Here is a 19,955-nt window from a genome sequence, read left to right on the forward strand (position 1 = left end):
TTCAGCGGCCATTGCTGTCAGGAGCGTTAGAGAGGCCGCATCGACGGAACGACAGGTGACGATCATGAGTAAGTCAGTAGGGAAGGTGGACACAATAGGCGCAAACAGCAGCAAAGAAAAATTCGGCTATATCAAATACGCCCCGACGAAAGACGACCCCGAGGATATGGATACGCTTCTTTATTTCTCGCAGAGTGATGTGCCCGGGGCGTTTCCGAGTAAAGGTGACGATGTCACTTTTATGATCAAGCGCGACCTGGCTAAGGAAGACGATGAGAACCGGGATAAACCCAAGGCGGATTGGGAGCGGTTTTATAGGGCTGCAGACGTAGTACTGGTCAAGAAATAAGTGTTTGCAGGCAGCGTGTGATGTAGCGCCGGTCAGGTTTTACGTGGGCCGGTCTGCCTGTACACCGATGCAAAATCGCTGACGTTGCGGCTCCGACAGCCAAACCAGCACATATCTACAAGGCACATCCGCCAACCCGGTCTACGCTCAATTTTCCCTGCACCTTTCCCGGAGATTGCGCCCCATGTCTATCCTGACCCTCAAAGACGGCACCGAGTTTTTCTACAAGGACTGGGGCACCGGTCAGCCCATCGTGTTTTCCCACGGCTGGCCGCTGGATGGCGATGCATGGGATGCGCAGATGCTGTTCCTCGGCCAGAAAGGCTACCGCGTGATCGCTCACGACCGTCGCGGTCACGGGCGCTCTGGACAGACCTGGGAAGGCAACGACATGGACACCTACGCCGATGACCTGGCGCAGCTGTTCGAAGCGCTGGACCTGAAAGACGTGATCATGATCGGCCACTCCACCGGTGGTGGCGAAGTGGCGCGTTACATCGGACGTCATGGTTCGTCTCGCGTGGCCAAGGCCGTGCTGATCGGCGCGGTGCCGCCGCTGATGCTGAAAACGGCCGCCAATCCGGAAGGCCTGCCCATCGACGTCTTTGATGGCATTCGCGCCGGTTTCACGGCTGACCGCTCACAATTCTTCAAAGACCTCGCGGTGCCATTCTTCGGCTTCAATCGCGATGGCGCGAAGACCTCTCAGGGCGCTATCGATTCGTTCTGGTCCATCGGCATGCTCGGCAGCATCAAGGGCGAATACGACTGCATCAAGGCGTTCTCCGAAACCGACTTCACCGAAGACCTGAAAAAGATCGACGTGCCGACCCTGATCCTGCACGGCGACGACGATCAGATCGTGCCGCTGGTGGCTTCGGGCGAGAAGAGCCACACATTGGTAAAAGGCTCGACGCTGTATTTGGTGAAGGGTGGGTCGCACGGGATGTGTACCGTGCAGGCCGATGAGATCAACGAGATTCTGTTGGGGTTTATCAAGGGTTGATTTATCGATTTTTGAACGGCCCAGTACCCCTGTAGGAGTGAGCTTGCTCGCGATAGCGGTCTTTCAGCCACCCGTTGCGTGACCCGACTTGACGCATCGCGAGCAAGCTCACTCCAACAGTGCTGATCAGGCACAGATTTTGTAGGAGCGTGGCTTGTCCCGCGATCGGCTGCGCAGCAGTCGTAAAGGGGGGGCGCAGGGTGGATCAGGCACACCCTGCGCGCGGAGTTTACGACGGGTTCCCCGCCGATCGCGGGACAAGCCACGCTCCAACAGGTCAGTGGCGGGTCATTACCTTATTCTGTGGCCAACCGCCGCCCAACGCGCGGAAGGTCGACACCGCCGCCCTCGCGTCATTGGCATGCAACTGCGCCAGTTGATCCCGCGACACCAGCAATTGCCGGTCTTCATCCAGCACTTCCACCAGGCTGATGGCGCCGCCTGTGTACGCATCCTGCGCGGCGTCCCGTGCGGTCTGGTGCGCGGCGACTTCGTCATTCACTTCGGTGCGCTGTTGTTCCAGTTCCACCAGCGTGACGATGGCGTTCTCGACGTCTTCGGTGGCCTTCAACATCACTTGCCGGTACTCGGCCAGCGCCTCGGCGCTGGCGCCTCTGGCTTGTGCGACTTCGGCGTCCACGCGACCGAAATCGAACAGCCGCCAATGCAGGCCCACAATCGCCTGGGGCTGGAACGCCGACGAGGTGAACAGCTGGCCGCTGTGGGCCGTGTCGAACCCCAACAAGCCGGACAGCGAGACCTTCGGGTAATACTCGGAGACCGCCGCGCCGATCCGCGCATTGGACGCCGCCAGTTTGCGTTCGGCGGCAATCACGTCCGGACGACGACGCAGCAGCTCGGCTGGCCCTTCGGAATCGCTGATGGTCGGCACGCTGTAGGTCTGCGCGCTGTTTTTCATTTCCAGCGCGTAGGTGCCGGGCTGTGCGCCCATCAGCACGTCCAACCGGTTGAGTTGGGTCGCCAGTTCGGTGCGCAACGGCGGAATCGTCGCCCGTGCCTGCAACACCAGCGCCTTGGCCTGGGCCTGTTCGCGGTTGGTCGCCAGGCCGCTGCCCATGCGGTCGTTGATCAGGTCCAGCAAGCCGTTCTGGGTCTTGACCTGATCTTCGGCGACGGCCAGCCGTTGCTGCGCGCCACGAATGCGGAAGTAGGCATCGGCGGCCTCGGCAGCGACTGAGATTCGCACGCCCACATGGCTGGCTTCGGCGGCTTGGGCTTCATCCACAGCGGCCTCTTCGCCGCGCTTCAGCCCGCCCGCCAAGTCGGCTTCCCAACTGGCGCCAACGCCGAAGGTTTCCAGCGTCTGGTTGCGGTCGTAACCCGGAAACGCGCTGCCCAACTGGCCTTGGGCGCTCTCGGTGGACTGGCGTTGACGCACGGCCTTGGCATCCAGCGCGCCTTGAGGCAAGCGTATCGCACCGGCCTGTTGCGCCACGGCGCGGGCCTGTTCGACACGGGCGAAGGATTTGGCCAGGTCAAGGTTCTGGTCCAGCACCCGCTGGACGATGCGGGTCAGTTCCGGGTCGTTGAAGCCGGTCCACCACGTGTCCAGCGCCGGTGCCGAGGTGTCGCCAACCCGTTGTTGCAACAGCGTCTGATTCTGGTAGGACGCGGTCAGTGTGTTTTTCGGCTGCTGGTAGTCAGGCCCGACGGTACAGCCTGCGAGGGCGATGACGAGTGCGCTCAGGGCAAAGACGCCCGTGCGTTTGAAACGAGACGCCAGGGTGATCATGGGGCTGTCCTCGAAGCGTGAAACGGAAAGTGGGCGTTGAGTGTTCATGGCGTTCTCAATGGGCATCGGCGGACGGTGCGGCCGGAGGCGTGACCTTGCGCATCAACGGCACCATGGCCACGGCGATGATGAAGCAGGCCATGATCGACAGGAAGGCGTCGGCGTAGGTCTGGGTCTGTGCTTCGCGGTAGGTCAGCAGCCACAGTTGGTGCAGCGCGGAATTGCTGGCGTCGGCGGCGTTCTGGCCCAGTGCGGCGAAATTGCCGGTCACGGTCGCGAGCCAGGTGTTCATGGCTTCGTTGCTGTAGTTGAGGTGCTCGGCCAGGTGCGTGAAATGCAGATTGGTGCGGTCGTTGAGGATCGTGGCACAGGCCGCGATGCCGATGGCGCCCCCCAGGTTGCGCATCAGGTTGAACAGCCCGGACGCCTGTTTCAGCCGCGACGGGTGCAGGCCGCCGAGGGTCAGGGTCACGGCCGGAGGCACCGCCATCTGTTGCGCGAAACCGCGAATGGCTTGCGGCAGCAAGAGCTCATGGCTGCCCCAATCGTGGGTGATGGGCGAGAAGTCCCACATCGACAACCCAAACAACGCGAGGCCGAACATCATGATCCAGCGCAGGTCGACGCGATTGGCCAGAAAGCCGTACACCGGGATGGCCATCAATTGAAATACGCCCGTCGAGAACACTGCTTCGCCGATTTCCAGCGCGCTGTACCCCCGTACGCGGCCCAGGAACAGCGGCGTGAGGTAAATGGTGGCGAACAGACCGATGCCGGTGACGAAGGAGAAGAAGCAGCCGAGCGCAAAGTTGCGGTCCTTGAGGGCGCGCAAATCCACCACCGGGTTGTGCACCATCAGGGTACGGCTGATGAAGGCGATGGCCGACAGGCCCGACACCCAGGCGGTGGTGAGGATGGTCTGGTCGCTGAACCAGTTCCAGCGCGGGCCTTCTTCAAGGGTGTATTCCAGGCAGCCGAGGAACAGCGCCAGAAACACCATACTGATGTAGTCGGCGCCCTTGAGCAGCTTGAGGTCCATCGAGTCGATGTTGACCAGCATCGGCACCGCGACGGCGACAAAAATGCCCGGCACCAGGTTGATATAGAACAGCCAGTGCCACGACGACACGTCGGTGATCCAGCCGCCGATTACCGGTCCCAGCGTCGGTGCCAGAGACGCGATCGCGCCGATGGTGGACGCCGCGATCACCCGCTGTTTGCCGGTGAAAAACATGAACGCCGAGGTGAACACCATCGGAATCATGGAACCGCCCAGGAACCCTTGCAGCGCCCGGAAGGCGATCATGCTCTGGATGTTCCAGGCCAGTCCGCAGAGCAGACTGGTGAGGGTGAAGCCCACCGCCGAGGCGCAAAACAGCCAGCGCGTGGAGAACACTCGGGCGAGCCAGCCGGACAGCGGAATGACCACGATTTCGGCGATCAGGTAGCTGGTCTGGACCCACGCCGTTTCATCTGAACCGGCTGACAAGCCACCGCCGATGTCACGCAGCGAGGCCGAGACGATCTGGATGTCCAGCAAGGCAATGAACATCCCTACACACATGCTGGCGAACGCGAGGATCTTGGCCCCGGTGGCCATCGATGCGGCGTCTATCGGACCTTTGGGTTTTGCGGCGGGTGCGCTGGCGGTGGCGGTGCTCATGGGGCTTTTTTCCCGTCAGCAGCGCTGGCGACGTTGGGTTGCGGGGCGTCTTTTTGTCCGTTGACGTTCGTGTCGACTTCGGCGACCACTGACAGACCCGGTCGCAGCTTGCCGAGGTGGCCGTCTTCGCCGTCGAGGTAAACCCGCACCGGCACCCGCTGCACGATTTTGGTGAAGTTGCCGGTGGCGTTCTCCGGCGGCAGCACGCTGAATTGCGAACCGGTCGCCGGGGCGAGGCTGTCGAGGTGGCCGTGGAACACCTGGCCCGGCAGCACGTCGGCTTCGATGGTGACGGCCTGGCCGGGGTGCATGTGGGCCAACTGGTCTTCCTTGAAGTTGGCGTCTACCCACAGCCCGGTGGCGGGAACCACGGAGAGCAATTGCGTGCCCGCTGCCGCATAAGCACCGACTCGCGCGCGGCGGTTGCCGATCACGCCGTCCACCGGGGCGCGCAGTTCGGTGTATCCGACGTTGAGCCGGGCCATGTCGCGTTCAGCCTTGGCTTGTTCCAGGGCGGCACGGGCCTGTTGTTTCTGGGTGGCGATGACGTCCAGCTGTCGTTGCGAGGCCAGCATCGACGCCTGGGCTTTCGCGCCGTTGGCCTGGGCGGTCTTGTAGGTGGCGTCGGCGCGCTGGAAGCTTTCAATGGACACTGCCGAGCGCCCGGACAGCACCTTGTAGCGTGCCTGATCGTCTTTGGAACGCACGGTTTCGGCATTGGCGGCATCGATCCCGGCCTTCGCCTGGCTGACCACCGCGTGTTGCAGCTGTTCGGTGGCGTCGAGGTTGGCGAGCAGCGCCTCTTCGGCGGCGACGGCGCCTTCGGCCTTGTTCAACGCGGCGACGTAATCGCGGTCGTCAATCTTCACCAGCAGGTCACCTGCGTGGACGATCTGGTTATCGGTCACTTTCAGCTCGGTGATGTAGCCCGGCACTTTCGGCCCGATCACCGTGACATCACCGCCGACGTAGGCATCGTCGGTGGACTCCAGAAAACGGCCCACGGTCCACCAATGCAGGCCATAGAAAACGGCGCCCACCACGACGGCCACCGCGAGCAGCAACAGAATCAGGCGTTTGCCCTGAGCGGGTTTTGGCGGTGCAGCCGCAACGGCAGGCTCGGTGACGGTTTGAGGGTTGTTCATCGCGGTTTACCTGTGATTCTGCTGAGGTTGGGAAGAGGGTTTGGGGAGCGTCTTGCGGTAGGCGTCGCGGCGCGGGCGGCCGGTTTCAAGGCGCCACGCAGACAGGCTGTCTGACGGGCCTTTGTAGCGAAGGCTGTGGTCGTGCATGTTGATGCGCTTGCCGGTGTTGCCGTCGGTCGGCACCAGGTCGACGGCCACGCCCGTGTTCTCGTCGAACAACTCAATGTTCGAGCGCTCGCCGGAGAAGTGCTTGTGTCCCCATTTCATCAAGCTCAGCACCACGGTGCGGAAGTCGCGGCCGCTTTCGGTGAGCACGTAGTCATAACGCAGCGGTTTGTCGGTGTAGGCGTGACGCTCGACCAGCCCGGACTCGATCAGGCCGTTGAGGCGTCGTGTCAGGGTGCTGGGCGCAATACCGAGGCTTTTTTCAAATTCGTCGAAGCGGCACAAACCGTAGGACAGGTCGCGCAGGATCAAGATGTTCCACCAGTCCCCCACGTGTTCGAGGCTGAGGGCAATCGGGCAGGGCATGTTCGCAAAGCTTTTCTTCTTCATGGCCATAGCCTCCGGGGCTATCAAGGGCAGTGCGGGAGAAAAATTATGGGTGTAATCTAACTAAGTGACTTTCATCATGCAAGTCACTATTTCTATGAAAGTGACAAGCGGCTGGGTGTGGCAGCGTGGAGGAGGGCGTTACACTGCCCGGACCCTAAGAGGAGGCTGGTGATGACTGAAGCGCTTTATCTGCCCGAAACCCTGACCCGTGCTGAAGTGGATGCGCTGGCGGGCGTGTCCGTGATCGATTTCGGCACCAATTGGTGCGGGCACTGCAAGGCGGCCCTGCCGTTGATCGGCGAGGTGTTTGCCGAGTATCCGCAGGTACGCCACGTTAAAGTCGAAGATGGCAGCGGCCGCAGGTTGGGGCGCTCATTCAAGGTGAAGCTGTGGCCGACACTGGTGTTCATGCGCGACGGGCAGGAAGTCGGGCGACTGGTCAGGCCGACTCGCGTGAGTGACATTGAGGAGGCGTTCGAGGGGGCGGTACGGCAGGGCTAACGTAGCGCAAAACTGTAGGAGTGAGCTTGCTCGCGATGGCGATTTTTTATCCTCCGAATGAATGGCAGACCGACTTCGCGAGCAAGCTCACTCCTACAGGAATTAGTGTGAGCCTGAAGTCCATGGCGGGCACTTGGGCAGTTACCGGCGCAAGTACGCCGCGAAGTCGATATCCCCGGCGCTCAGAATCGCTTGTACCCGGTTGTGCACGTTGAGCTTGCGCAGGATCGCGGAGACGTGGGCCTTGACCGTGGTCTCGGCGATGGTGAGGGTGAAGGCGATCTGTTTGTTGGAATCGCCTTTGGTCATGCGCTCCAGCACCTGCAACTGTTTGCGGGTCAGCGCTTCGAGCATTTCAGGCTGTAGCTGCGGGGCGTCGCGAGGGGTGCTGCGGTGGCCGGGTTTCTGGCTGCGGATGATGTCCGGCGGCAGGTAGACATTGCCGTTGAGGATCTGCTGTATGGCATCGGTCATCTGCTTGCGTGGCGATGATTTGGTAATGAACCCCACGGCGCCATACGTAATCGCTTGCAGCACCACTTGCTTGTCCTGTTCGGCGGAGACGATGACCACCGGGATGGTCGGCGCCTCGTTGCGCAGGTTGATCAGGCCGTTCAGCCCATGCATCCCCGGCATGTTCAGGTCCAGCAGAATCAGGTCGAGGTCTTCATGACCCTGAGTCATCGCCAGTGCGCTGTCCAGGTCTTCGGTTTCCATGACTTCACTGCCCGGAAACCCGTCGCTGATCACGTTGTGAATCGCCTCGCGAAACAGCGGATGGTCGTCGGCAATCAGGATCTTGTACATGGCATCTTTCCTTTCTTATTGTCTGGCCTGTCGTTGGCCCTGATCGGCATTACACGTCAGTAGCGCTGCTTTGTGAATGCGACCATCGAGAGCGAAAGCAGTACCAAAGTCGTAGACGGTCTGAACGATTTCGATCCAACCATGCGTCGCCGACACGGCTGAACGCCCCGAGACACGCGGGTTTCAGGCCAGTGTCGCCGCCCGTGGCTGCCTGCCCACACCGTCAGCCCTTGGTCTTATTGCAAACCCCTGCGGATGCTCTAGGCTGGCCCTCATTCCCGATAAGAACAAGAAATCGCCTGATATGAGCCAGAGCCTCAACATGCTGCGCAAGTTCGTGGCCCCGGAAATCATCTTCGGCGCTGGCAGCCGTCACAGCGTCGGCAATTACGCCAAGACCTTCGGCGCGCGCAAGGTCATGGTGGTCAGCGACCCTGGTGTGATCGCCGCCGGGTGGGTCGCGGACGTCGAAGCCAGCCTGCACGCGCAAGACCTCGACTATTTCATCTACAGCGCTGTGTCGCCCAACCCTCGGGTCGAAGAAGTGATGCTCGGCGCCGACCTCTATCGTGAACACCATTGCGACGTGATCGTGGCGGTGGGCGGCGGCAGCCCGATGGATTGCGGCAAGGCCATCGGCATCGCAGTGGCCCACGCTCGCAACATTCTTGAATTCGAAGGCGTGGACACCATCCGCGTGCCCAGCCCGCCGTTGATCCTGATCCCGACCACCGCAGGCACTTCGGCGGACGTCTCGCAATTCGTGATTATTTCCGACCGCCAGGAACGCATGAAGATCTCCATCGTCAGCAAGGCGGTGGTGCCGGACGTGTCGCTCATCGACCCGGAAACCACGCTGAGCATGGACCCGTTTCTGTCGGCCTGCACCGGTATCGACGCGCTGGTGCACGCCATCGAAGCGTTCGTGTCCACCGGCCATGGCCCGCTCACCGACCCCCACGCACTGGAAGCCATGCGGCTGATCAACGGCCATTTGGTGCAGATGATCGCCAATCCCACCGACATTGCCCTGCGCGAGAAGGTCATGCTCGGCAGCATGCAGGCGGGGCTGGCGTTTTCCAACGCGATTCTCGGCGCGGTGCACGCCATGTCCCATAGCCTGGGCGGCTTCCTTGATCTGCCCCATGGCCTGTGCAACGCCGTGTTGATCGAACACGTGGTGGCATTCAATTACAGCTCTGCCCCGGACCGCTTCAAAGTGATCGCCGAAACCCTGGGCATCGATTGCCGAGGCCTGAATCACGCGGCGATCAGCAAGCGATTGGTGGACCACCTGATCTCGCTCAAGCACCAGATGGGCTTTCACGAAACCCTCGGATTGCACGGTGTCAGCACGGCGGATATCCCGTTCCTTTCTCGGCACGCCATGGGCGATCCGTGCATCCTCACCAACCCCCGCACGTCCAGCCAGCGCGACGTCGAAGTGGTCTATGGCGAAGCCCTCTGACACCCAACAGTCCGCGCTGACAGCGCTGCTCGGGCTGGGCAATCATTCGACGCGCAAGAGCCATTATCCGGAGCTGACCCTGCGTCTCGCCGAGCTGGAAAACGAGCGCAACCGTTATAAATGGCTGTTCGAACACGCGGTCCACGGTATCTTTCAGGCGCGGTTACATGAGGGGCTGCGAGCGGCGAATCCGGCACTGGCGCGCATGCTCGGCTACCGCGATCCCGACGAAGTGCTGCGGGTGCTCGACGATCTGGGGAGCACGCTGTTCGTCGGCGGGCAGGCGGAAATGCAGAGCATCGCGCAGGTGCTGCAACGGGACCAGAGCCTGCAAGGTTATGAAACCCGGTTGCGGCGCAAGGACGGCAGCTACGTCGACGTGCTCATGAACCTGTTGCTCAAGCCAGACGAAGACGGCGTGTTCGAGGGTTTTGTGGCCGACATCACCGAGCGCAAGCTGGCGCAAAAGCGTTTGCAGGAACTCAATGACCAGCTTGAATTGCGCGTCACGGCGCGCACCGACGAGCTGCGTGAGGCCCGCGACGCCGCCGAGTCCGCCAACCGCAGCAAGGACAAATACCTCGCGGCGGCCAGCCACGACTTGCTGCAACCGTTGAACGCCGCGAGGCTGCTGATTTCGACCCTGCGCGAGCGTCACTTGCCCGATGCCGAACAGACATTGGTGGAGCGCACCCATCAGGCGCTGGAAGGGGCAGAGGACCTGCTCACCGATTTGCTCGACATTGCCAAGCTCGATCGGGCGTCGATCCAACCCGACATCGAGCTGTATCGCCTTGAGGAAGTATTGGCGCCGCTGGTGTCGGAATTTGAGCCTGTGGCAGAGGCGGCGGGTTTGGCCCTGCGTGCCCGTATCGGCCGGTTTGCGGTGCGTACCGATCTGCGGCTGATCACCCGGATTCTGCGCAATTTCCTCAGCAACGCCTGTCGCTACACCGATCACGGCAGCATTTTGCTCGGGGCGCGCAGGCGAGGAGATGCGCTGCGCATCCAGGTGTGGGACACGGGCCGGGGCATTGCCGACGACCGGCTGGCGTCGATCTTTCTGGAGTTCAACCAGCTGGATGTCGGCCGCGCGGCAGATCGTAAAGGGGTCGGGTTGGGACTGGCCATCGTCGAGCGCATTGGCCGGATTCTGGGCTGTCGGATTCAGGTCCGTTCACGGCCGGGGAAAGGGTCGGTGTTTTCCATCGACGTGCCGTTGTCAGCGGAAATGCCGGTGCCGATCAGCGTCGCTGCCCATCAATCGCCAGGCACGGGAAATCCGCTGCCGGGACGTCGCCTGTTGGTGCTGGACAACGAGACCAGCATTCTCGACAGCATGGCCGCGTTGTTGGGGCAGTGGGGCTGCGAGGTGTTGACGGCCACCGATCAGGCCGCCTGTTACCGAGTGCTGCAGGGGAGGGCGCCGGAAATGATCCTGTTCGATTTTCATCTCGACCACGAGGTATTGGGCTGTGATGTGGTCGCGGACCTGCGGGCGCATTTTGGCCGGGAGATCCCGTGCGTGATGATCACGGCGGACCGCACCGATGCGTGTCGAAGGTCGTTACAGCGGCTGAACGCGCCGTTGCTGAACAAACCGGTCAAGCCGGGGAAATTGCGGGCGGTGGTGAGTCAGTTGTTGGGTTAGCTGTTTGGGTAGGGCGTTCACGATAATGAGCGTTGTCGTCATTCCTGTAGGAGCCGGCTTGCTGGCGAAGGCGTCAGATCAGACCCATTAGCGTTGACTGATTCAACGCTTTCGTCGGATCGCCGCCCGCACCAAGCTGGCTCCCACAGTGGATTGCGGAGTACCGGAATGCAGGGTGTTCAAACACAAAAAAGCCCCGAACCTTGTGAGTGCGGGGCTTCGAAAAGACGGCGGGGTACGCCGTCCCTTGTTTCGGTCATCAGGCGTTAGGCTGCCATCCGCCGCCCAGCGCCTTGTAGATGGCGACGATCCCGCGATACAGGTCGATCTCGGCCAGGGCCTGAGAGTCTTCAGCCGCCAGACGCTCGCGCTCGGCATCCAGCAAGACCAGGAAGTCAGCGGTGCCTTCCTTGTACTGAATGCTCGCCAGGTTGGCCGCTGAACGGCTCGCCTCGCTTTGACGCACCAGCGACACCAGCCGCTGCTGACGCTTGTCGTAGTCGCTGAACGCGTTCTCGGTTTCTTCCAGCGCCAGCAGCACTTGCTGCTCGTAGTTGGCCAGTGCGCCTTCGGCATCGGCGTTGGCGCCACGAATACGCGCCCTCACACTGCCCAGGTCAAACGCGGCCCAGGTGATGCTCGGGCCAAGGCCCCAGGCTTGGGCCGCGCCCGAACCGATCTGCGAACCCCGGCTGGCGGTGAAGCCCAGGAAACCGCTGAGGCTGACCCGTGGGAACAGGTCGGCGGTCTGCACGCCAATCCGCGCGGTCTGCGCCGCCAGTTGCCGTTCGGCACTGCGCACGTCAGGACGGTTTTCCAGGAGCTTGGTCGGGTCACCGATCGGCAGCGCCTTGGAGATGGCCGGAAGCTTGGCCGGGGCCAGGCTCACGATCATGGCGTCCGGGCGTTCGCCCAGCAACGTGGCGATGCGGTTGCGTTCACGAACCTGCTCGGCTTGCAGCTGCGGAATGGTCGCTTCCACTGCGGCATAGCGCGCATCGGCTCGCACGACGTCGATTTCATTGCCGACGCCTTCATCGCGCAGTTGTCGCGTCACGTCGCGGGAGTCCTGCTGGTTTTTCAGGTTGTCCCGGGCAATGTGTTCGCGCAGTTGTGCGCCACGCAGTTGACCGTACGCGTCCACCAGCTCGGCGATCATGGTCACTTGCAGCTGATACAGATTGGCTTCGGCCACTTGCTGATCAGCGTCGCTGGCTTCCAGTTCGCGCTGGATGCGGCCGAACAGGTCGATCTCCCAGGCCATGTCCAGGCCCAGGTCGTAGCGTTCCTGATTGACCCGGTGCTCGGTTTCACCCGGCACCTGAGCGCGGCCGATCTGGCTGCTGGCGCGGCTGGTCACGACCGGCATCGCGTCGTTGCTGATGTCGTCACGGATGGCACGGGCCGCTTTCAGGCGGGCGAAGGCGACGCGCAGTTCACGGTTGCCTTGCAGCGACTGAGCGACCAACTGGTTCAGGGTCGGGTCTTCGAACTGCTGCCACCAGATGGTCTCGGTGCGGTTGCGGTCGTAGGTGCCCTGTGCCGCGGCCTGAATATTGGCCGCCGCAGTGTCCGGCTTCTTGTAGTCAGGGCCGACGGCACAGGCCGCCAGCGCAAGGACCAACAGGCTCGGCAGGAAGAGTTTTACAGCCTTCATCAATGAGCCTCCGGAGCGATGGTCTGGACGCGTTGAGCCTTGGCGGCCTTGCGCGCTTCTTTGCGTCCTACATAGTTGCGAATCAGCACATAGAACACAGGGGTCAGCAGCAGACCGAAGAAGGTCACGCCCAGCATCCCGGAGAACACCGCCACACCCATGGCATGACGCATTTCGGCACCGGCACCGCTCGACAGCACCAGCGGCACAACACCCATGATGAACGCGAAGGAGGTCATCAGGATCGGACGCAGACGCAGGCGGCAGGCTTCCAGTACGGCCTCCAGCGGGGTCTTGCCTTTTTCCTGTTCATCCTTGGCGAATTCGACGATGAGGATCGCGTTCTTACAGGCCAGGCCCACCAGTACGATCAGGCCGATCTGGGTGAAGATGTTGTTGTCGCTGCCAGCAATGATCACACCGGCGATGGCCGACAGCAGGGTCATCGGCACGATCAGGATGACCGCCAGCGGCAGGCTCCAGCTTTCATACAGCGCGGCCAGCACCAGGAAGGCCAACAGTACGCAGAGCGGGAAGACCAGCAGCGCGGTGTTACCCGACAGGATCTGTTGGTAGGTCAGGTCGGTCCACTCGTAGGTCATGCCGTTCGGCAGTTCCTGCTTGAGCAGTTTTTCCATCGCGGCCTGTGCCTGACCCGAGCTGAAGCCTGGGCCGGCGGCACCGTTGATCTCGGCGGTGATGAAGCCGTTGTAGTGCATCACGCGGTCCGGGCCGGAGGTGTTGGTGACGTGCAGTAGGGTCGCCAGCGGGATCATCTCGCCCAGATTGTTGCGCACTTTCAGCTGACCGATCTGCTCGGCGTCCTGACGGAATTTCTGTTCAGCCTGAACGTTGACCTGATAGGTACGACCGAAACGGTTGAAGTCGTTGGCATACAGCGAGCCCAGGTACACCTGCAGGGTGTCGAAGATGTCGCTGATGGCCACGCCGTGGGTCTTGGCTTTCTCGCGGTCGATGGCGGCATCGACCTGTGGCACGTTCACGGTGTAGCTGGTGAACAGTGCGGCCAGTTCCGGCACGCTGCGGCTCTTGCCGATGATGTTCATCGTTTCTTTGTAAAGCTCGTCGTAACCGAGGTTGCCACGGTCTTCGATCTGCAGACGGAAGCCGCCAATCGTGCCCAGGCCCTGTACCGGCGGCGGTGGGAAGATGGCCATGTAGGCTTCCTGGATCGACGCGTACTTGCCGTTCAACGCCCCGGCAATTGCACCGGCGGATTCACTGGCCAGCGTGCGCTCATCGAACGGCTTGAGCGTCACGAACACGATGCCGGAGTTAGGGCTGTTGGTGAACCCGTTGATCGACAGACCCGGGAACGCTACGGCACTCTCGACGCCAGGCTGTTTCAGCGCGATGTCGGACATGCGTTTGATTACATCTTCGGTGCGGTCTAGGCTCGCGGCGTCCGGCAGTTGGGCGAAGGCCACCAGGTATTGCTTGTCCTGTTGCGGCACGAAACCGGTTGGTGTGGTCGAGAAGCCCAGCCACGTCATGACGATCAGACCGGCATACACCAACAGTGCCACGCCGCTAACGCGGATCACGCGACCGACGGCGCCGACGTAGCCGTTACTGGCCTTGACGAAAACGCGGTTGAACGGACGGAACAGCCAGCCACCCAAGAGCTTGTCGAGGAAGCGCGAGAACCCGTCTTTCGGTTCGTCGTGGCCCTTGAGCAATACCGCCGCCAGTGCCGGCGACAGGGTCAGGGAGTTGAAGGCCGAGATCACCGTCGAGATAGCAATGGTCAACGCGAACTGTTTATAGAACTGTCCCGTCAGGCCGGAGATGAAGGCCGCCGGTACGAACACCGCACACAGCACCAGCGCGGTCGCGATGATGGGGCCGGTCACTTCGCGCATAGCGATTTGCGTGGCTTCCATCGGTTTATGGCCAAGCTCGATGTTCCGCTCGACGTTCTCGACCACCACGATGGCGTCGTCCACCACGATACCGATCGCCAGTACGAGGCCAAACAGCGACAGCGCATTGAGGGAGAAGCCGAACAGGTGCATGACCGCGAACGTACCGATCAGCGACACCGGCACAGCGGCCAGCGGGATGATCGAGGCGCGCCAGGTTTGCAGGAACAGGATCACCACCAGGACCACGAGGATCAGCGCTTCGAAGAGGGTGTGAACCACCGCTTCGATGGAGCCGCGCACGAAGATCGTCGGGTCATAGACGATGCTGTAGTCCATGCCTTCCGGGAAGTTCTTCTTCAGGAGTTCCATTTCGCCGCGCACTTCGTTGGAAATGTCGATGGCGTTGGAGCCTGGGCGCTGGAAGATCGGGATCGCCACGGCCGGCTGGTTGTTCAGCAGCGAACGCAGGGCGTACTGGCTGGAGCCGAGTTCGACACGGGCGATGTCGCGAACACGGGTGATTTCACCGTTTTCGCCAGCACGCACGATGATGTTTTCGAACTCTTCCTCGGTCACCAGACGACCTTGAGTGTTGATCGACATCTGGAAGCTGGTCGCGCTCGGGGAGGGCGGTGCACCCAGTTGACCGGCGGCCACCTGGCGGTTCTGCTCACGAATGGCGTTAACGACATCGGTTGCGGTGATGTTGCGCGAAGCGGTCTTGTTCGGGTCGAGCCAGACACGCAGGGAGTAGTCACCCATACCGAACAACTGCACGTCACCGACACCGTTCAGACGCGCTAGCTCATCCTTGATGTTGAGCACGGCATAGTTCGACAGGTACAGCATGTCGTAACGCTGATCGGGGGAGGTCAAGTGGACCACCATGGTCAGATCCGGGGAGGCCTTGTCCACGGTGATACCGATGCGGGTCACTTCTTCCGGCAGTTTCGGCTCGGTCCGCGTGACGCGGTTCTGCACCTGAACCTGCGCGGTGTCGAGGTTGGTCCCCAGCGCGAAGGTGATGGTCAGGGTCAGTTTGCCGTCGGCGGTGGCTTGCGAGGACATGTACAGCATGTTCTCGACACCGGTGATGGCCTGCTCCAGAGGGGCTGCCACGGTTTCGCCGATCACTTTCGGGTTGGCGCCGGGGAAGTTGGCACGCACGACGACGGTCGGTGGCACGACTTCCGGGTATTCACTGATCGGTAGCTGGAACAGCGAGATGGCGCCCGCGATCAGGATCAACAGCGAAAGCACCGCTGCGAAGATCGGTCGCGTGATAAAGAATTTTGAAAAATTCATCGAGTGTGTCCCTTAACCGCGTGGCGTAGCAGCGGCAACTTTGGCATCCAGTTTGGACTGGGCCTTCGGTTGGTTGCTGGCTTCAAGTGCCTGGCGCTGTTGTTGCAGAGCAGCGAGCGTGTCGGCGCTGGCCATCGGGGTGTCTTGCGGGTCGATCGGTGAGCCCGGACGCACGCGTTGCAGGCCGCTGACCACGATGCGGTCGTCTTTCTGCAAGCCGCTGCGAACGATCCGCAGGCCTTCGAGTTTCGGACCCAGGTCGACGTTGCGGTAGGTGGCCTTGTTGTCCTTGTCGACAACGAGCACGAACTTCTTGCCAAGGTCAGTACCGACGGCTTCGTCCTTGATCAGCATGGCGGTGTAGGTGCCGCTGCCGACCAGCTTCAGACGGGCATAGAGGCCAGGGGTGTATTCGCCCTTGCTGTTGTCGAACACGGCGCGGCCACGGATGGTGCCGGTGCGTGGGTTGACCTGGTTGTCGACGAAGTTCATCTGGCCCTGATGCGGGTTTTCAGCTTCATTGGACAGGCCCATGTACACCGGGCTGGTCGCGCCGCGTTTGCCGTCGCGGGCCAGTTGGTTGTACTTGAGGAACACACGTTCGTCGGCGTCGAAGTAGGCGTAAACCTTGTCAGTGGAAACGACGCTGGTGAGGATGCTCTGATCGGCGGTGACGATGTTGCCCGCGGTGATTTCCGCACGGCTGACACGGCCAGTGATCGGCGCGGTCACGCGGGTAAAGCTCAGGTTCAGCTTCGCCAGATCCAGTTGGGCCTGAATGGCGGCCACGGCGGCCTTGGATTCCTGCGCGGTGGTGGTCCGCGAGTCGGCCAGTTCCGCCGAGATCGCGTTGTTGGTGCGCAGACGCTCGCCACGCTGGGCTTCGTTGTTGCTGCGAACCGATGCGGCCTTGGCCTGCTGCAGTTGGGCGTCGAGGCGATGCACTTCAGCTTCGAACGGACGCGGGTCAATCTGGAACAACAGGTCGCCTTTCTTCACCAGCTCACCGTCGGTGAACGCAACGGCATCGATCTGACCCGAAACGCGAGGACGAACCTGCACGGTTTCCGGAGCTTCCAGACGCGCCGTGACTTCATCCCATTCGTTGACGGGCTGCTCAAGCACCTTGGCCACGTTGACCTTGGCTGCCGCCGGAGCCTGCGCTGCCGTCTCAGGGCCTTTACCACATGCGCTGAGCACCACCAGTGCCAGCGCGGCAAGGGGATAGCGCAAGGGAGTAAGTGACTGAACCATGGGAAAATCCGCCGATGTTATTGAGATGGGCGGATTCTGTTCTCGGGGGTTCTATTGCACGAATCGAATACGGCGAAGGTAAATATCAGTGGGAATGATATTTCCGGTTACAAAGGCTCTGGGACGGGGGTTGGGACGATAACGGACGTCGTTCTATGGCAACGTCCATCGCTGTCAAATCAAAGTTTGTCTGATAAATCCATTATAATGTCGCTTATGCCGTAATCTTCGAGATAAGACACAATATTATGGATTTAAAGGCATTGATATGTCGCGCACACCCTCCTATTCTCCTTGCCTGAAGCATCTATTACTGCGGAGTCATGATCGTGTTGGATTTCAACTTCAGCAAGCCGGACGAGATTGTGAAACGGCTGTGCGAGCGTTTGCGCACCGAACGTCTGGCCCAGCAGATGACACAGAGCGATCTGGCCGGCCGCGCAGGCGTAGGGGTCACCACTGTGTCTAACCTTGAAGCCGGACGCAACGTTGGCCTGGAGACCGTTGTCCGGGTCGCTGTGGTGCTGGGTCGAAGCAAGGAACTCGAAGCGCTGTTCCTGCCGCGCCTGGAAAGTGTTGATGACATTCGCCGTTATGAACGCAGCACGCGGCGTCAGCGAGTGAAGCGGACAGCTACTGATGCTTGAGCAAGTGCATGTTTTCTATGAAGGTTGGGGCGAGCGCTGGCTATGGGGCACGCTGGTCTCCACGGCGGCGATCAACGGGCGTCCGCAGATCGTTTTCGAATACACCGCGGAGGCGAAGAAGCGGGGGCTGGAGCTGTCTTCATTCACCCTCCCGCTTAAAGGCGAGACCTTGCGCAGAGGGTTTGCGCCCCATCAGCTAGGCCTGCCGGGCCCGGTCTATGATGCCTTGCCCGATGGCTGGGGCATGCTGCTGATGGATCGGCTGTTCAGGCGCCGCCATCTCAACACCGCCCGGATCGGGCCTCTGGAGCGACTTGCGTACGTAGGGGACAACGCGATGGGCGCGATGACGTTCGAGCCTGTGGCACCCGAAGGGGAGGAGGCCCGGCAACACGTCTCGATTGACGCACTGGCGGCTGAAGTCCGACACGTACTCAATGGCGACGGTGGCGAGTTTCTGGAGCAATTGATGCTCGTGGGTGGCTCTCCGCAGGGGGCGAGGCCCAAGGCCCTCGTGTACCGCGACCCGCAGACCGGACACTTCACCACGGCGGTCAATCCGGCCTTCGAGGCCTGGCTGGTCAAGTTTCCTGCACGGGGCGAGCATCCCGAAGTGTGCGCGATTGAGACGCTGTATGCCGAGTGCCTGCGGATATGTGGCATCTCGACGCCCGATACCCTGTATTTCGAACTGCCCAACGGGCTCGCGGCTTTCGCCAGTCGGCGCTTTGATCGAAAAAACGGCCTGCGCGTGCCGATGCAGAGCCTTGCGGCATTCACGGGAGCAGATTTCACATCGCCGGGCTCATTGGACTACGTCAACTTCCTTCGGGCGACGCAACTGTGCACCAACGACATGCGCGAGAAAGCGCTCGCATTCGAACGTGCCGTCTTCAATGTGGTGTTCAACAACCGGGACGATCACCCGAAGAATTTCGCGTACGTGATGTCATCAACCGGCGCCTGGACCCTGGCGCCCGCTTACGACGTGACGTTTTGCAAAGGGCCCGGGGGGTATCACCAGATGGACGTCATGGGCGAGGCATTGGCGATCGGCCGTGCGGCCATGCTCGGTCTTGCCAGAGAAGCCGAGCTTGCGGCGGACATCGCTGCTGCCCTGATCGATCGCGTGTGCGATGTCGGAGCGGGGTTCGAAGCCTTGGCACAGAAGCAATACCCGAACGCCATTACCTTGGCCACCCGGCAGATGCTTCAGCACCGTATCAACGAGAATATCCGGCTGCTTCGGTAAGCGGACAGGCCAGCAAACAGCGTTAAAGACTGTCCGGATCGCCAAAAAACATCTGAATCCGCGACCGCAACCAGCGTTCGCCCGGGTCGTTGTCCTGAGAACCGCGCCAGGCCATGTGCAGCTCGAAGGTGCGGGCTTCCACGGGCAATTCTTCAGCCCGTACACCGCCCGCTGCGGTGAGCACGGCGGCGGTGTAGTCGGGCACGGTGGCGACGATGTCGGTGCCGGCGATCAGGGTCGCCAGGCCGTTGAATTGCGGGACGGCCAGAACCACGTGGCGTTTGCGGCCGATCTTTTCCAGATACTCATCGATGAAGCCGCCCAGGTCGCCGGCGAACGAGACCAGCGCGTGGGGCCGTGCGCAGAAGTCATCAAGGGTGATAGGGCCGGGCATTGAGTCGGCGCGCAGCAGCTTGGGCTTGCTGCGCCGCAGAACCTTGCGCTTGGCGTTCGCCGGGAGATCATCGGTGTAGCTCACGCCGATGGAAATCTCGCCGGATGACAGCAGCGCAGGCATGAGGATGTAGTTGGTGCGGCGCACCACCAGCACGATGCCGGGGGCTTCGGAGCGCAGACGCTTGAGCAGCGAAGGTAGCAGGGCGAATTCGGCGTCATCGGACAGGCCGATGCGGAACACGGCAGTGCTGGTGGCCGGATCGAAATCGGCGGCGCGGCTCACGGCGGTGGAAATGGAGTCCAGCGCAGGAGAGAGGAGGCCGAAGATTTCCACGGCGCGTGCCGTGGGTTCCATGCTGCGGCCGGTGCGGACGAACAACGGATCGTCGAACAGCCCGCGCAGACGCGAGAGCGCCGCGCTGATCGCCGGCTGGCCCAGGAACAGCTTTTCCGCTGCACGGGTCACGCTGCGTTCATGCATGAGGGTTTCGAACACGATGAGCAGATTGAGGTCGACGCGACGCAGGTCGTTGCGATTCATGACGGGGGTCTCAGGGACATGGTCGGTTATGAGCGGCCAGAGAGGCCTTGCCAGTGTTCAGCTCGGGAACGAATGTTACGGAATGATGCCGATTCTGATCAGGCTTGAATGCATGCGCA

General features: G+C 61.6%; 16 protein-coding genes. 7 read left to right on the plus strand and 9 right to left on the minus strand.

Annotated features, from left to right (window positions below):
* The first annotated feature begins 64 nt into the window (after nt 1-64).
* Complete coding sequence (locus AAEO81_RS15180; protein WP_341964392.1) at nt 65-349, plus strand: hypothetical protein; 285 nt, start codon at nt 65-67, stop codon at nt 347-349.
* A gap of 184 nt (nt 350-533) precedes the next feature.
* A complete protein-coding gene (locus AAEO81_RS15185; RefSeq protein ID WP_341964393.1) occupies nt 534-1,355 on the plus strand; it encodes an alpha/beta hydrolase in 822 nt (273 codons plus the stop codon).
* Nucleotides 1,356-1,632: 277 nt separating this feature from the next.
* Here the strand turns inward: AAEO81_RS15185 and AAEO81_RS15190 are convergent, their stop codons facing one another.
* From AAEO81_RS15190 to AAEO81_RS15205, 4 genes are read right to left on the minus strand one after another with little or no spacing between them, the layout of a single operon-like run.
* Nucleotides 1,633-3,156: an efflux transporter outer membrane subunit gene (locus AAEO81_RS15190; RefSeq protein ID WP_341964394.1), complete on the minus strand. Its 1,524-nt coding sequence runs from the start codon at nt 3,154-3,156 to the stop codon at nt 1,633-1,635.
* A 7-nt stretch (nt 3,157-3,163) separates the two neighbouring features.
* Nucleotides 3,164-4,771: a DHA2 family efflux MFS transporter permease subunit gene (locus tag AAEO81_RS15195; protein WP_341964395.1), complete on the minus strand. Its 1,608-nt coding sequence runs from the start codon at nt 4,769-4,771 to the stop codon at nt 3,164-3,166.
* Nucleotides 4,768-5,916 (minus strand): HlyD family secretion protein, encoded by a 1,149-nt coding sequence (locus tag AAEO81_RS15200; protein WP_341964396.1) that lies wholly within the window; start codon nt 5,914-5,916, stop codon nt 4,768-4,770. Before AAEO81_RS15200 ends, AAEO81_RS15195 begins: the two co-directional genes overlap by 4 nt.
* 6 nt (nt 5,917-5,922) lie before the next feature.
* A complete protein-coding gene (locus tag AAEO81_RS15205; RefSeq protein WP_341964397.1) occupies nt 5,923-6,471 on the minus strand; it encodes a helix-turn-helix domain-containing protein in 549 nt (182 codons plus the stop codon).
* Nucleotides 6,472-6,642: 171 nt separating this feature from the next.
* Between AAEO81_RS15205 and AAEO81_RS15210 the strand changes: the two genes are divergently transcribed.
* Nucleotides 6,643-6,972, plus strand: a complete 330-nt coding sequence (locus AAEO81_RS15210; protein ID WP_341964398.1) for a thioredoxin family protein — start codon at nt 6,643-6,645, stop codon at nt 6,970-6,972.
* Nucleotides 6,973-7,113: 141 nt separating this feature from the next.
* Here AAEO81_RS15210 and AAEO81_RS15215 read toward each other — a convergent pair whose 3' ends face one another.
* A complete protein-coding gene (locus AAEO81_RS15215; protein WP_341964399.1) occupies nt 7,114-7,779 on the minus strand; it encodes a response regulator transcription factor in 666 nt (221 codons plus the stop codon).
* A 304-nt stretch (nt 7,780-8,083) separates the two neighbouring features.
* On the opposite strand from AAEO81_RS15215, the gene ercA reads away from it, so the two are divergent.
* Together ercA and AAEO81_RS15225 are read left to right on the plus strand one after the other, a co-directional pair.
* The gene (gene ercA / locus AAEO81_RS15220; RefSeq protein WP_341964400.1) at nt 8,084-9,247 is read left to right on the plus strand and encodes an alcohol dehydrogenase-like regulatory protein ErcA; all 1,164 of its coding nucleotides are present in this window, start codon (nt 8,084-8,086) and stop codon (nt 9,245-9,247) included.
* Entirely contained in the window at nt 9,231-10,898 is a 1,668-nt protein-coding gene (locus AAEO81_RS15225) for a NahK/ErcS family hybrid sensor histidine kinase/response regulator (RefSeq protein WP_341964401.1), read from the plus strand. The genes ercA and AAEO81_RS15225 overlap by 17 nt, the downstream gene beginning before the upstream one ends.
* Nucleotides 10,899-11,157: 259 nt before the next feature.
* On the opposite strand, the gene AAEO81_RS15230 is transcribed toward AAEO81_RS15225, so the two are convergent.
* The 3 genes from AAEO81_RS15230 to mexE are packed head-to-tail and all read right to left on the minus strand — an operon-like array spanning nt 11,158 to nt 17,000.
* On the minus strand, nt 11,158-12,555 hold the full coding sequence (locus tag AAEO81_RS15230; RefSeq protein WP_341964402.1) for a TolC family protein: 1,398 nt from the start codon (nt 12,553-12,555) through the stop codon (nt 11,158-11,160).
* Nucleotides 12,555-15,746 carry an efflux RND transporter permease subunit gene (locus AAEO81_RS15235; RefSeq protein ID WP_341964403.1) on the minus strand — a complete coding sequence of 1,064 codons (3,192 nt, stop codon included), beginning with the start codon at nt 15,744-15,746 and terminating at the stop codon, nt 12,555-12,557. Before AAEO81_RS15235 ends, AAEO81_RS15230 begins: the two co-directional genes overlap by 1 nt.
* A gap of 12 nt (nt 15,747-15,758) precedes the next feature.
* Nucleotides 15,759-17,000, minus strand: coding sequence for a multidrug efflux RND transporter periplasmic adaptor subunit MexE (gene mexE, locus AAEO81_RS15240; protein WP_341964404.1), 1,242 nt, complete (start codon nt 16,998-17,000; stop codon nt 15,759-15,761).
* A 329-nt stretch (nt 17,001-17,329) separates the two neighbouring features.
* Here mexE and AAEO81_RS15245 point away from each other — a divergent pair, with 329 nt between their 5' ends.
* Together AAEO81_RS15245 and AAEO81_RS15250 are read left to right on the plus strand one after the other, a co-directional pair.
* Nucleotides 17,330-17,647, plus strand: a complete 318-nt coding sequence (locus AAEO81_RS15245) for a helix-turn-helix transcriptional regulator (protein ID WP_341964405.1) — start codon at nt 17,330-17,332, stop codon at nt 17,645-17,647.
* Nucleotides 17,640-18,899, plus strand: a complete 1,260-nt coding sequence (locus AAEO81_RS15250; RefSeq protein WP_341964406.1) for a type II toxin-antitoxin system HipA family toxin — start codon at nt 17,640-17,642, stop codon at nt 18,897-18,899. Before AAEO81_RS15245 ends, AAEO81_RS15250 begins: the two co-directional genes overlap by 8 nt.
* Before the next feature lie 22 nt (nt 18,900-18,921).
* Here the strand turns inward: AAEO81_RS15250 and AAEO81_RS15255 are convergent, their stop codons facing one another.
* Nucleotides 18,922-19,836 carry a LysR family transcriptional regulator gene (locus AAEO81_RS15255; RefSeq protein WP_166597795.1) on the minus strand — a complete coding sequence of 305 codons (915 nt, stop codon included), beginning with the start codon at nt 19,834-19,836 and terminating at the stop codon, nt 18,922-18,924.
* Nucleotides 19,837-19,955 lie beyond the last annotated feature (119 nt).

This window comes from Pseudomonas sp. RC10 (assembly GCF_038397775.1).
Lineage (GTDB): Bacteria > Pseudomonadota > Gammaproteobacteria > Pseudomonadales > Pseudomonadaceae > Aquipseudomonas > Aquipseudomonas bambusae.

Coding starts and splice junctions, on each gene's coding strand:
- AAEO81_RS15250 (WP_341964406.1), top strand. CDS start 17,640: ATGCTTGAGCAAGTGCATGTTTTCTATGAAGGTTGGGGCGAGCGCTGG.
- AAEO81_RS15180 (WP_341964392.1), top strand. CDS start 65: ATGAGTAAGTCAGTAGGGAAGGTGGACACAATAGGCGCAAACAGCAGC.
- ercA (WP_341964400.1), top strand. CDS start 8,084: ATGAGCCAGAGCCTCAACATGCTGCGCAAGTTCGTGGCCCCGGAAATC.
- AAEO81_RS15200 (WP_341964396.1), bottom strand. CDS start 5,916: ATGAACAACCCTCAAACCGTCACCGAGCCTGCCGTTGCGGCTGCACCG.
- AAEO81_RS15215 (WP_341964399.1), bottom strand. CDS start 7,779: ATGTACAAGATCCTGATTGCCGACGACCATCCGCTGTTTCGCGAGGCG.
- AAEO81_RS15230 (WP_341964402.1), bottom strand. CDS start 12,555: ATGAAGGCTGTAAAACTCTTCCTGCCGAGCCTGTTGGTCCTTGCGCTG.
- AAEO81_RS15190 (WP_341964394.1), bottom strand. CDS start 3,156: ATGAACACTCAACGCCCACTTTCCGTTTCACGCTTCGAGGACAGCCCC.
- AAEO81_RS15210 (WP_341964398.1), top strand. CDS start 6,643: ATGACTGAAGCGCTTTATCTGCCCGAAACCCTGACCCGTGCTGAAGTG.
- AAEO81_RS15225 (WP_341964401.1), top strand. CDS start 9,231: ATGGCGAAGCCCTCTGACACCCAACAGTCCGCGCTGACAGCGCTGCTC.
- AAEO81_RS15195 (WP_341964395.1), bottom strand. CDS start 4,771: ATGAGCACCGCCACCGCCAGCGCACCCGCCGCAAAACCCAAAGGTCCG.
- AAEO81_RS15185 (WP_341964393.1), top strand. CDS start 534: ATGTCTATCCTGACCCTCAAAGACGGCACCGAGTTTTTCTACAAGGAC.
- AAEO81_RS15255 (WP_166597795.1), bottom strand. CDS start 19,836: ATGAATCGCAACGACCTGCGTCGCGTCGACCTCAATCTGCTCATCGTG.
- mexE (WP_341964404.1), bottom strand. CDS start 17,000: ATGGTTCAGTCACTTACTCCCTTGCGCTATCCCCTTGCCGCGCTGGCA.
- AAEO81_RS15205 (WP_341964397.1), bottom strand. CDS start 6,471: ATGAAGAAGAAAAGCTTTGCGAACATGCCCTGCCCGATTGCCCTCAGC.
- AAEO81_RS15235 (WP_341964403.1), bottom strand. CDS start 15,746: ATGAATTTTTCAAAATTCTTTATCACGCGACCGATCTTCGCAGCGGTG.